8 protein-coding genes are annotated in these 12754 nt (G+C 74.4%); 7 read left to right on the top strand and 1 reads right to left on the bottom strand.

What is annotated here, in order from left to right; genetic code table 11:
• Positions 1-67 precede the first annotated feature (67 nt).
• Entirely contained in the window at positions 68-1492 is a 1425-nt protein-coding gene (locus tag ACFRAR_RS26930; protein WP_380700799.1) for a CCA tRNA nucleotidyltransferase, read from the bottom strand.
• A gap of 367 nt (positions 1493-1859) precedes the next feature.
• Between ACFRAR_RS26930 and ACFRAR_RS26935 the strand changes: the two genes are divergently transcribed.
• The 7 genes from ACFRAR_RS26935 to trxA all read left to right on the top strand — a co-directional run bounded on the left by ACFRAR_RS26935 (position 1860) and on the right by trxA (position 12611).
• On the top strand, positions 1860-4403 hold the full coding sequence (locus ACFRAR_RS26935) for a DUF6049 family protein (RefSeq protein WP_380700780.1): 2544 nt from the start codon (positions 1860-1862) through the stop codon (positions 4401-4403).
• Between the two features lie 58 nt (positions 4404-4461).
• Entirely contained in the window at positions 4462-6921 is a 2460-nt protein-coding gene (murJ, locus tag ACFRAR_RS26940; protein ID WP_380700781.1) for a murein biosynthesis integral membrane protein MurJ, read from the top strand.
• 304 nt (positions 6922-7225) lie between these two features.
• A complete protein-coding gene (locus ACFRAR_RS26945) occupies positions 7226-9226 on the top strand; it encodes a serine/threonine protein kinase (RefSeq protein WP_380700782.1) in 2001 nt (666 codons plus the stop codon).
• Positions 9227-9265: 39 nt separating this feature from the next.
• On the top strand, positions 9266-9997 hold the full coding sequence (sigM, locus tag ACFRAR_RS26950) for an RNA polymerase sigma factor SigM (protein WP_380700783.1): 732 nt from the start codon (positions 9266-9268) through the stop codon (positions 9995-9997).
• On the top strand, positions 9994-11013 hold the full coding sequence (locus tag ACFRAR_RS26955) for a hypothetical protein (protein ID WP_380700784.1): 1020 nt from the start codon (positions 9994-9996) through the stop codon (positions 11011-11013). The genes sigM and ACFRAR_RS26955 overlap by 4 nt, the downstream gene beginning before the upstream one ends.
• Positions 11014-11186: 173 nt before the next feature.
• On the top strand, positions 11187-12152 hold the full coding sequence (gene trxB, locus ACFRAR_RS26960) for a thioredoxin-disulfide reductase (protein WP_380700785.1): 966 nt from the start codon (positions 11187-11189) through the stop codon (positions 12150-12152).
• A gap of 132 nt (positions 12153-12284) precedes the next feature.
• Positions 12285-12611 (top strand): thioredoxin, encoded by a 327-nt coding sequence (gene trxA, locus ACFRAR_RS26965; RefSeq protein ID WP_380700786.1) that lies wholly within the window; start codon positions 12285-12287, stop codon positions 12609-12611.
• The last annotated feature ends 143 nt before the right edge of the window (positions 12612-12754 follow it).

The raw sequence follows: 12754 nt of genomic DNA on the forward strand, positions 1-12754 counted from the left end.
GCGGCCGGTTTGGTGCGGGGGGGGGCCCCGGCCCGGGGGGGGGCCCACCCCTCCCGTCGTCCGCGGGTCAGCCCTGCTGCTCGGCCCACCAGGCCCGCAGCGCCCCGACCGCCTCGTCGTGCTCCATCGGGCCGTGCTCCAGCCGCAGTTCGAGCATGTGCTTGTACGCCTTGCCGACCTGCGGGCCGGGCTTGAGGCCGAGCAGCTCCATGATCTGGTTGCCGTCCAGCGCCGGGCGGACGGCGTCCAGCTCCTCCTGCGCCCTCAGCTCGGAGATCCGCGTCTCCAGGCCGTCGTAGGTGCGGGAGAGCGCGGCCGCCTTCTTCTTGTTGCGGGTGGTGCAGTCGGAGCGGGTCAGCTTGTGCAGCCGCTCCAGCAGCGGCCCGGCGTCGGTGATGTAGCGCCGCACCGCCGAGTCGGTCCACTCGCCGCCGCCGTAGCCGTGGAAGCGCAGGTGCAGCTCGACCAGGCGCGAGACGTCCTCGGTGAGCTCCTTGGAGTACTTGAGCTCGCGCATCCGCTTGCGGGTCATCTTGGCCCCGACCACCTCGTGGTGGTGGAAGGAGACCCGGCCGTCCGACTCGAAGCGCCGGGTGCGCGGCTTGCCGATGTCGTGCAGCAGCGCGGCCAGCCGCAGGGCGAGGTCCGGGCCGTCCTGCTCCAGGTCGACGGCCTGCTCCAGGACGGTCAGCGAGTGCTCGTAGACGTCCTTGTGCCGGTGGTGCTCGTCCCGCTCCAGCCGCAGCGCGGGCAGCTCGGGCAGCACGTACCCGGCCAGCCCGGTGTCGACCAGCAGCCGCAGGCCCTTCACCGGGTGCTCGGCCAGCAGCAGCTTGTTCAGCTCGGCCTGGATCCGCTCGGCGGAGACGATGGTGATCCGCTCGGCCATCGCGGTCATCGCGGCGACCACCTCGGGCGCCGGGTCGAAGTCCAGCTGGGCGGCGAAGCGGGCGGCGCGCATCATCCGCAGCGGGTCGTCGGAGAAGGACTCCTCGGGGGTGGCGGGGGTGCGCAGCACCCGGGCCTCCAGGTCGTCCAGGCCGCGGTGCGGGTCGACGAAGCCGCGGCCGGGCAGGTCGACGGCCATCGCGTTGACCGTGAAGTCCCGGCGGACCAGGTCCTCCTCGATGGTGTCGCCGTAGCTGACCTCGGGCTTGCGCGAGGTGCGGTCGTACGCCTCGGAGCGGTAGGTGGTGATCTCGATCAGGAAGGAGCCCTCGGGGGTGTCCTTGCGGGCGCCGACCGTGCCGAAGGCGATGCCGACGTCCCAGACCGCGTCCGCCCAGCCCTTGACCAGCCTGAGCACCTGCTGCGGGCGGGCGTCGGTGGTGAAGTCCAGGTCGTTGCCGAGCCGGCCGAGCAGCGCGTCCCGGACGGACCCGCCGACCAGCGCCAGCCGGTGACCGGCCGCCTGGAACCGGCGGGCGATCTCGTCGGCGACCGGCGACACCCGCAGCAGCTCTTGGAGGCCGAGGGTCTGGGCCTCGCTCAGGCCTGGGACGACCTGGACGGCGGTGCTGGAACGGTCGGTGCGCGCGGTGGGCTCATTGGCAGTGGACACGGCTCACAAGGGTACGTGCCCCGACAGGTCAACCGCCCGCGCGTTTTGGGCGTCTCACCCCACAGCCCGCAACACCGCACCGCAGGCCGCATCGTTACCATGCCGGTGGACGAATCTCGGACACCGGCCAGGGGATGCGGTGTCGCGTGTCGCCACCACCCGCGGAACCCCCGCGGCGGCCGTGCGGCGACGGCGTCGGGCGAAGGGTTCCACCAGCGTCACACGAAGACCGTCGGGCGGACCGCGCCGGACGGACGGCATCAGCATCGAACGATCGAGAACGGCGAGGGCGAAGCGAGTGAGTGAGCCGGACCGGCACTCGGGCCTGGAGGCGCACCGACAGCCTGGACGGGCCGAGCGCCCCTCCGACGGACGTCATCCGGCCCGTCGGGCCCGCCGAGCGGGCCTGCGCCTGGCCGCCGCCTGCGCGGCCGCCCTGACCCTCTTCACGGCCGCCCCGGCCGGCGCGCTGCCCGCCGGCGGCAACGTCCGGCCGGCGGCGGACGCCACCGTCACGGCCGAGTACCCGGTGGTGATGACCATCGACGCCCTGAGCCCGCAGGTGGTCACCCCGAACGGCACCGTGACGATCACCGGGCACGTCACCAACGCGGGCAGGTCGGCGATCAAGGGCGCCCACGTGGCCGTCCGCAAGCCGGTCTCCAACAAGCCGCTGGACCGGCGCAGCGACCTGGCCGGCGTGGCCGGCCGCTCCACGCCGAGCGACCGGGACGGCATCGAGCTGGACAGCCCGCAGTACGCCCTGCCGGAGCTGAACCCGGGGCAGAGCCAGACGTACACCCTGAGCGTCGCGGTCGGCGACTTCGGCTTCGGCGCGAGCGGCGCGTACGAGCTCGCGGTGGACGCCTGGGGCAGCACCGCCGACAACCCGCGCGACCGCGCCCTGGGCATCGCCCGGACGTTCCTGCCCTACAACGCGGGCGACAGCGGGGCCCAGCAGACGAAGGTCGCCACGATCTGGCCGCTGGTGCACGGGCCGGTGATGGCCGCCCAGACCGCCGCCGACGACCAGACCGTCTCGGTGCTGCGCGACGACAGCCTGGCCACCGAGTTCGCCCCGGGCGGCCGGCTGTACGAGCTGGTCGACACCGGTGCCAAGCTCAACGGGCTGACCTGGGTGATCGACCCGGACCTGCTGGACACCGCGCTCGCGATGACCAAGCCGTACCGGGTGCAGAAGCCGAACACCGAGGCGTCGGGCAAGTCGGCCAAGGACGACAACACCGTCCCCGGCACCGGCGGCGCCGCCGCCACCGCCTGGCTGGACAAGCTGCGGGCCGCCGTCGCCAAGCAGGGCGCCCAGGTGGTCGCGCTGCCGTACGCCGACCCGGACCTCGCCTCGATCGCGCACAACGGCTCCGACCTGGCCGGGATGACCACCGCGCTGAGCAAGGCGGCCACCGCCGGCCGGCTGACCGTCGAGGGCCGACTCGCCGTGGACACCCGCTCCGACGTCGCCTGGCCGTACCAGGGCTACCTCGACCAGCAGATCGCCGCCCTCGCCCAGCAGGCGGGCAGCGGTCTGGTGCTGGTCAACGGCGAGAGCATGCCGGAGCCGGACTCGCTCAACTACACCCCGACCGCGGTCCGCCAGATCGGCAACGGGCAGAACGCCGTGGTGGCCGACCCGACCGTCTCCGCGCTCTTCGACCGGGACCTGAGCGGCCAGCAGGCGCAGACCGACACGACCCAGCGCTTCCTCGCCGAAACCTTCGCGATCACCCATGAGCAGCCGCAGAACCAGCGCGGACTGCTGATCATGCCGCCGCGCGAGCTGAGCGCCGCCGCCGCCAAGACGCTGGCGAACGCCCTCCAGACGGCGGACGGCAAGTGGATCTCCTCGGTCAAGCTGGACGCGGTGACCCAGTCCTCGCCCGACCCGAAGGCCAACGCCGGCGTCCCGGCGCCCACCGACTACCCGACGCAGGCCCGCTCCTCGGAGCTGCCGGCGGACGACCTGAGCGGCACCGACGAGATCCAGAGCGACCTGGACACCCTGATGCGGGTGCTCACCCTGCCGCAGCGGGTGCGCGGCCCGTTCAGCGCCGCGATGGTCCGCTCGCTGTCCACCGAGTGGCGCGGCGAGCCGGCGGCCGGCAGCACCTACCGCGCCGGCGTCAAGGGGTACCTGAACGAGCTGACCAACGCCGTCCAGGTGCCGCACAAGAACGTGGTGACCCTGGCCGGCAACACCGGCGTGCTCCAGGTCAGCGTCCGCAACGACCTGACCCAGCCGGTCACCAACCTGAAGCTGGTGCTCACCTCCGCCCAGCCGAACCGGCTGCGGGTGGGCAAGGAGGAGGAACTGGTCCTCCCCGCCTCGCAGAGCGTGACCCTCCGCTTCAACGCCGAGGCGCGCAACAACGGGGAGGTCGCGATGACCGCCCAGCTGTGGACCACCGGACCCGACTCCAGGCCGTACGGCGAGCCGCAGCGGTTCCAGGTGAAGGTCACCTCGGTGACCAACGGCGTGCTGTACGTCTTCGCCGGCGGCGGTGTCCTGCTGCTGCTGGCCGCGCTGCGCTTCGTGCGCCAGCGCAGGCGGCGCGGCGGGCAGCCGCACGAGGACGGCGACCAGCCGGTCGGGGACGCCCCGGCGGCGGGCGGCGCCGCGGCGGAGGAGCCCGCTCCGGCGGACCCGGAGCAGCCCCCGGCGGCGGGCCCGGCGACGGATTCCCCGGAGGATCCCGCCGGGGTCAGGGCACCGGACGGGACCGGCGGGACGGACGACACCGCTGGTGGCGGTCCCGCGCGGACACCGCGCGGCAGCAGCCCGGATGGCCGGGATCGGACCGCCAGTGATGAGAAGGTTGGTCCTTGACACCGCCGACCCCCCGCACCCCCGGGCCGGTCTCCCCCCACGACAGCGAAGAGGTGACATGACCGGGCGCAGCGAGGAGCGGCCGCCGGGCCGCGGTGAGAGCCGGCCGGGCGCCGAGTCGCCGTCCGGCGACTGGTACGTGGCCGACACCTACGCCCAGGACCCGTACGCGGCGGACGCGTACGGGCACCCGCAGGACGGCCAGGACCCGTACGGACTGCAGGCCGACCGGCCCGCCGCGCCGCAGCCGCCGGCCGCCGCGTACGACGTGCCGCCGCAGCTGCCGCCGCACGCCGGCGGCTACCCGACGCCGGTGCCGCCGGGCCCCTACCAGGCCCAGGAGCACTTCTCGCCGCCGGTGCCGCCGATGCAGCCCGGCTGGGACACCCCGCCGCAGGCCGCCTGGCCGCAGGAGCCGGTCCCGGCCGCCGGCGGCCACTGGGGCGGCGTCGAGCAGCCCCTGCCGCAGTGGGCGCCCGGCCCGGCGCACTCCGCCTGGGACACCGAGACCACCGAGTACGTCGGGGTGGACGCCCTGTTCGGCGGCCGCCCGGCGCAGGCCGCGGCCCAGCCTCCGGTCCCCCAGCCCGCACCGGCCCCGCAGCACGGCCAGCCGATGGCCCCGGCGCCGTACCCGCCGATGGCCGGCTACCCCGGGCACCCGCAGCACGGCGGCGCCCCGGACGGTCAGCAGCACTTCGTGCCGCCGATCGAGTTCGACCCGCCGCTCTCCGAGGCGGAGGCCACGATGCAGGTGGCCGCCGTCGCGGTGCCCCCGGCGGTCCAGTCGATGGCGGACGTCGCCGCCGAGGAGCGGTCGGCCGAGCAGGCGCCCGCGCCCGCCGCCGATCCCGCCAGGCCGGCCGGCGGGCGCGGCAAGGTCGCCAGCGTGCTGAACTCCAGCGCGCTGATGGCGGCCGGCACGCTGGTCTCCCGCGGCACCGGCTTCGTCCGGACCATGGTGATCACCACGGCCATCGGCGTCGCCGTCATGGGTGACTCGTACAACGCGGCGAACACCCTGCCCACCCTGCTGTACATCCTGATCGGCGGCGGCGCGCTGAACGCGGTCTTCGTGCCGCAGCTGGTGCGCAGCATGAAGAACGACGAGGACGGCGGCACCGCCTACGCCAGCCGGCTGCTCACCCTGGTGATCATCGGGCTCGGCGGCGTGGTCTTCCTGGCGGTGCTCGGGGCACCGGTGCTGGTGCAGCTGATCGCCCATCCGATGATGGCCACCCCGGAGCTCGCCGACACCACGGTGGCGATGGCCCGCTACTGCCTGCCGACGATCTTCTTCATGGGCATCCACGTGGTGATGGGCCAGATCCTCAACGCTCGCGGCCGGTTCGGCGCGATGGCGTGGACCCCGGTCCTCAACAACATCGTGGTGATCTTCACCTTCTCCGCCTACATCTGGGTCTACGGCGGGTTCGGCAGCACCCACGTCGCCCCCGACAGCATCTCCCCCGAGGGCGTGCGACTGCTCGGCCTCGGCACCATGATCGGCCTCGCGGTCCAGTCGCTGTCGATGGTCCCGTACCTGCGGGCCGCCGGCTTCCGCTACCGGCCGCGCTTCGACTGGCGCGGCCACGGCCTGGGCAAGGCCGCCCGGCTGGCCAAGTGGACGTTCTTCTTCGTGCTCGCCAACCAGGCCGGCTACCTGGTGATCACCCAGCTGTCCACCAAGGCGGGCGCCGCCGCGGCGGCGGCCGGGCACGGCGGCGTCGGCCTGGCCGCGTTCTCCAACGCACTGCTGATCTGGCAGCTCCCGCAGGCCGTGATCACCGTCTCGATCATGAGCGCGGTGCTCCCCCGACTCTCCCGGGCCGCGGCCGACGAGGACGCCGGTGCCGTACGGGACGACATCTCCTACGGTCTGCGCACCACCGCGGTGGCGGTCGTCCCGGCGGCGTTCCTGTTCCTGTCGCTCGGCCCGGCGATCGGCCGCGCGATCTACGCGGTCGGCGGCAACGACCGGGTGCTGGACGACGCCACCAACATCGGCCTGATGCTCTCCGCCTTCGCGCTGGGCCTGATCCCGTACTCCGCCCAGTACGTGATGCTGCGCGGCTTCTACGCCTACGAGGACACCCGGACCCCGTTCTCCAACACCGTCTGGGTCGCGGGCTGCCAGGCCGGCTTCGCGGTGCTGTGCTGGCTGGTGCTGCCCGCCGAGTGGACGGTGATCGGCATCGCCTTCGGCTACGGCCTGGGCTACGCCGTCGGAGTGATCGTCGCGATGCCGAAGCTGAAGAAGCGGATCGGCGGACTGGACACCAAGCGGATCGGCCGGACGTACAGCCGGCTGGCCGCCGCCTGCGTCCCGGCCGCCCTGGTCGGCCTCGGCGCCAGCCTGGGGGTCCAGCAGGCGCTCGGCGGCTGGCCGGGCAGCGTGGCGGCCCTGGTCGTGGCCGGCGGCCTCCAGCTGGCGGTCTTCACGCTCGTCGCGAAGCGCCTGCGGATCGAGGAGCTGAACGCCACGCTGGGCATGCTCCGCGGCCGACTGGGCCGCTGACCGTCCGGCCACCGGCCGGACGGGCGGGCGCCCTGACCGGGCGTCAACCGGAGCGCGACGCTCCTCCGCCCGTCCGGCCGAGTGCCGGTTCACCGGTTCGTTCGGGTCCGCCCGAGCACCGGATGGCGACCGGGTGTCGGATCTGCACCACATCTCTCCACCCCCGTGCAACCGAGCGGACGCCTCAGCGGTCGTACCCGGTGGAGAAGAGTGGGCACAATTGTCCTGGAGCACAGGGCGGCCGACCCTCGGGCTCCAGCGACTTCTCTCAGGCCGGGGCGACACAAGGGGAGGCAGGACCACGGTGGCTGATGGCACCAAGGCGGTCGTCGACACGTCAGCAGCTGGCGCGGCGGCGGACGAGGCCGCGCTGGCCGCGGCGATCGACGAGCTCGCGGGCTCGGACGACGCCGGCGAGGACGCCTCCGCGGACGCCCGCGAGGGCACTGCCGCCGCTGCCGCCGTCCCCGGGCGAACCTCCGCGGACACCGACGCGGCCGCGGCACCCGAGCGGACGCCGGACGACCCGGCGGGCGACGACCCGGCGGATGAGGGCCCGGAGCCCGCCGTCGGCGAGGAGACCTCGGAGATCACCGCGCCGCTCTCGGTCCAGGAGCTGCGCGCCGAACTCGCCGCCGGCTCCCCCCGGAAGAAGCCCGCCCCGGAGCCCGTCCGGCCCGCGCGCCGCCCCACCGACCCGCAGCCCACGGTCGACCCGCGCGACACCGCCACCCTGCCCCGCACCCTCCCCGCGCCGCAGCGCCGCAGCGGCGACATGATCGGCCACCGGTACCGGCTGGAGGAGTGCATCTCCCAGACCGAGACCTTCAGCAGCTGGCGCGCCGTCGACGAGAAGCTCCGCCGGGCCGTCGGCGTCCACCTGATGGCCTCCGGCCACCAGCGGGCCCGCAAGGTGCTGGCCGCGGCCAAGTCCGCCGCCCTGCTCGGCGACCCGCGCTTCGTCCAGGTGCTGGACGCCGTCCACGAGGGCGAGCTGGTCTACGTCGTGCGGGAGTGGCTGCCGCACTCCTCCGACCTCGCCCGGCTGATCGCCAACGGCCCGATGGAGCCGCACGAGGCGTACCAGATGGTCCGCCAGGTCGCCGACGCCGTCGCGGCCGCCCACCGGCGCGGCCAGGCCCATCTGCGGCTCACCCCGCGCTGCGTGCTGCGCACCGACAGCGGCCAGTACCGGATCAACGGCATCGCGGTGGACGCCGCCCTGCGCGGGCTGCCCACCGAGGACGCCGAGGACGCCCAGCGCGCCGACACCCGCGCGATCGGCGCACTGCTGTTCGCCGCGCTCACCCACCGCTGGCCGTACCCGGAGGACCGCTACGACCTCCAGGGCCTGCCCAAGGGCCTCCAGAACGTCGCGCCCGACCAGGTCCGCGCCGGGGTCCACAAGGGCCTGTCCGAGCTCGCCGCGCGGGCCCTGTTCGACCAGCCGCCGCACCACGCCCAGCCGATCACCACGCCGGAGGAGCTGGTCCGGGCGATCGCGCAGCTGCCCCGGATCCGTCAGCCCGAGCCGGAGCTGCCCGCGTTCCCGGCCCCGCCCCGGCACAACACCCACGCGCTGCCCACCGCACCCAACCCGACCCGGGTGGCCGACACCACGGTCAGCCCGCTGCCGGCCTCCTCCCGCCCGACCTCCTCCCGGCGCTTCCGGCGGCGGCTGCGCCAGGTGGTCAAGGCCACCGCCTGGACGGTGGCGCTGGGCGCGATCGGCGTCGCCTCCTGGCAGTTCGTCGACACCCTGCGCCACACCGGGCCGGCCGTCGCCGCCCCGCTCCCCTCGACCAGCAGCGCCGCGCCGAGCCCGCAGGCCAGCACCCACAACCCGGTGCAGCTCACCATCAAGGGCGCCCAGTCGTACACCCCGCCGGGCGACGGCACCGAGGGGAACGACAGCCCCTCGAAGGCGGTCGACGGCGACCCGAACACCGTCTGGAACACCCAGTGGTACGCCGACCAGTTCGGTCCCAAGGCGCCCGCCCTCAAGTCGGGCACCGGACTGCTGATCGACCTCGGAACGCCGCAGGCGGTCTCCTCGGTGAGCGTCCAGTTCGTCGGCGAGCACACGGCGGAACTGCGGGTGCCCTCCGCCGGCATCGCCGCCGGCCCGGCCTCGGCCAAGCTGGACGGCTTCACCGTCGTCGGCAAGAAGAACGGGGCCAACGTCGAGTACGCCCTCGAGTCCCCGGTCACCACGCGCTACCTCCTGCTCTGGCTGACCGCACTGCCGAAGGACGGCAACGGCCACTTCATGGGCCAGGTCGCCGAGGTCAAGGTCTTCGGCTGACCTGGCCGACGGGCCGGCACGACTGCGAGGAGTCGAGGGGTGACGGTGACGGACGACGACGCGACGCTGCTCGCCCGGCACGTCGCCGGGGACCCGGAGGCCTTCGGCCTGCTGGTGAACCGCCACCGCGACCGGCTCTGGGCGGTCGCGGTGCGCACCCTCGGCGACCGCGAGGAGGCCGCCGACGCCCTCCAGGACGCCCTGGTCTCCGCCTTCCGCGCCGCCGCCGGCTTCCAGGGCCGCTCGGCGGTCACCACCTGGCTGCACCGGATCGTGGTCAACGCCTGCCTGGACCGCGCCCGGCGCGGCGCCGCCCGGCGCACCGCCCCGCTCGACGAGGACCCACGACGGCTGGACGCCCTGGTCGGCACCGCCGAACCGGCCGACTCCCCGGTGGTCCGGGCCGAGCTGCACCGCGAGCTGACCGCGGCGCTCGCCGAGCTGCCCGCCGAACAGCGGGCCGCGCTGGTACTGGTCGACATGCAGGGCTACCCGGTCGCCGAGGCCGCCGAGTTGCTGGGCGTCCCGGTGGGCACCGTGAAGAGCCGCTGCGCGCGCGGCCGGGCCCGGCTCCTCCCGTTGGTCCGGCACCTGCGCGACCACGACGTTTCACGTGAAACACCGCATCCGGGGGAAGCGCGGCACGCCCCCGGCGCGGCGCCGCCGCCGCGCCGGGACGCCCCGGGGAACCCGAAGGGGCCGGGCGCCGTCCCAGGGACGGGCCCGAGCACCGGTCGGACGGTTCTGGAAGGAGACACGAGCACCCGATGAACGCCCACCCCTCCTTCCCCGACCCCACCGACGACCACCCCCCGGTCGAGCGGCTCGCCGACCTCGCCGAGGGGCTGGTCGACTCCCCCGACGAGCTCGCGGCGCTGCGACGGCACCTCGACGGCTGCGCCGAGTGCCGGGAGACCATCGACGCGCTCGCCGAGGTCCAGGCACTGCTCGGCGAGGTCACGGCCCCACCGATGCCGGCCGACATCGCCGCCCGGCTGGACGCGGCGCTGGCCGAGGCCGCCGCCGAAGCCGCCGGGAGCGGGCACGAGGCCGCCGAACGCCCCCAGGAGCGCCCCGCGGCCGGCCACCGGGCCGGGGCCCCGGCCCGGCCCGTCCCCGCCGCCACGACACCCGCCACGCCGCCCTACGCACCGTCCTCGACGCCGCCCCACGCACCGCCCTCCACGCCGTCCCCCGCCGGGCCCGGCCACCGGCCCGCCGGAAGGTCCGGATCGGCCACCGGCCCCGGCCGCTCCGGCCGCCGCCGGTTCGCCCTGCTGCTCGGCTCGGCCGCCGCCCTCGCCGCCCTGGCGCTCGGCGGGGCCCTGCTGCTGCACCCCGCCGACCCCTCCGGCGTCACCACCGCCGTCGCGGGCGGTGCCCCGACCGCCGCCGACCCGGGCGCCATCCGCACCCCGCACGCGGCCGGCGCCGGCACCGCCTACCGCGAGGACGAACTCACCGCCCAGATCCAGCAGTTGCTGGCCCGTACGGAGAGCGCCCCGGGGCCGCACGCCACCGGCCCCGGAAATCCCGAGGCCGCCCTGCCCGCCGAGGGCATCCGGCCCGAGCCCGCCGCCCCCGATCCCTCCGACGCCCCCACCGGCGCGGCCTGCCCGACCCCCGCCGCCGGCCCCCCGCTGGCCACCGACCGGGGCAGCTACCAGGGCGCCCCGGTCGACGTCCTGGTCTACCCGCTGCCCGGGCGGCCCGGTTTCGTGGACGTCTACCTGCGCTCCCCCGACTGCGGCCGGATCGCCCTGCACCAGGCCGTTCCCAGCCGCTGACCGACGGTTCCCATGCGATCCACGCCCACGGCGGCACGCCGCTTCCGGACTCCGGGCGCCTGGTACTGATCCGCCTGGGAATGCGAGACACTGGTCAGTCGTTGTCCCGGGCGGCGGAGCAGGACCGCCCTCCCCGCAGCAAACGCGGGTCGCGATGCGAACCAGGAGAAGCAGTGAGCGACGTCCGTAACGTGATCATCATCGGTTCCGGCCCGGCCGGGTACACGGCCGCTCTCTACACGGCCCGCGCCTCCCTCAAGCCGCTGGTCTTCGAGGGGGCCGTCACCGCCGGTGGTGCGCTCATGAACACCACCGAGGTCGAGAACTTCCCGGGCTTCCGGGACGGCATCATGGGCCCCGAGCTGATGGACAGCATGCGGGCCCAGGCCGAGCGCTTCGGCGCCGAGCTGATCCCCGACGACATCGTCGCGGTCGACCTCACCGGTGACATCAAGACCGTCACCGACTCCGAGGGCAACGTGCACAAGGCGCGCGCCGTGATCGTCACCACCGGCTCCCAGCACCGCAAGCTCGGTCTGCCGAACGAGGACAAGCTCTCCGGGCGCGGCGTCTCCTGGTGCGCCACCTGCGACGGCTTCTTCTTCCGCGACCAGGACATCGCGGTGGTCGGCGGCGGCGACACCGCCCTGGAGGAGGCGACCTTCCTCTCCCGCTTCGCCAAGAGCGTCACGATCATCCACCGCCGGGACAGCCTGCGCGCCTCCAAGGCGATGCAGGAGCGCGCCTTCGCCGACCCGAAGATCCGCTTCGAGTGGGACAGCGCGGTCGAGGCCATCCACGGCGACCCGAAGCTGACCGGCGTCACCCTGCGCGACACCACCACCGGCGAGACCCGCGAGCTGGCCGTCACCGGTCTGTTCATCGCGATCGGCCACGACCCGCGCACCGAGCTGTTCAAGGGCCAGCTGGACCTGGACGCCGAGGGCTACCTCAAGGTCGAGGCCCCCTCCACCCGGACCAACGTCCCGGGCGTCTTCGGCGCCGGCGACGTCGTGGACCACACCTACCGCCAGGCCATCACCGCCTCCGGCACCGGCTGCTCCGCCGCCCTGGACGCCGAGCGCTACCTGGCCGCGCTGGACGACCTGGAGGCCAAGGCCGCCGCCGTGGCGGTCTGAGCCCCCTCCCCCGATCCACCGCGCGGGTGTGTTCCACGTGGAACACATCCGCACCGGCCGGGCAGAAACAGAACGGGCCCATCCGTTGTTCTCCCGGCAGCAGCCCCCTCCGTCCGAACCCGAGGAGTTCCCGTGGCCGGCGCCACCACCACAGTCACCGACGCGACCTTCGATGCCGACGTCCTGAAGAGCGACAAGCCCGTCCTGGTCGACTTCTGGGCCACCTGGTGCGGCCCGTGCCGCCAGGTCGCCCCGATCCTCGACGAGATCGCGGCCGAGCACGGCGAGAAGCTGACCATCGCCAAGCTCGACGTGGACGCCAACCAGGCGACCGCCGCCCAGTACGGCGTCATCTCGATCCCGACCCTGATCGTCTACAAGGGCGGCGAGCCGGTGAAGTCCATCACCGGTGCCCGTCCGAAGGCCGCGCTGCTGCGCGAGCTGGCCGAGTTCATCTAGGCAGGGCCTAGGCCTCACGGTCGTCGACCGCACGGTGGCGGGGGGGCGGACGGCGGGGGGGCCCCCCCCCCGCGTGTGCGGCGCGGCCCCCCCACGGCCCCCGCCCCCGCGGGTATTAAAAAAATGAGCCGGCGGCGAGTGTT

The sequence above is a fragment of the Kitasatospora sp. NPDC056651 genome (genome assembly GCF_042792155.1).
Lineage (GTDB): Bacteria > Actinomycetota > Actinomycetes > Streptomycetales > Streptomycetaceae > Kitasatospora.

What these genes read in the sequence shown, in the direction of transcription:
- murJ (WP_380700781.1), top strand. Translation starts at nt 4,462, where the DNA reads ATGACCGGGCGCAGCGAGGAGCGGCCGCCGGGCCGCGGTGAGAGCCGG.
- ACFRAR_RS26955 (WP_380700784.1), top strand. Translation starts at nt 9,994, where the DNA reads ATGAACGCCCACCCCTCCTTCCCCGACCCCACCGACGACCACCCCCCG.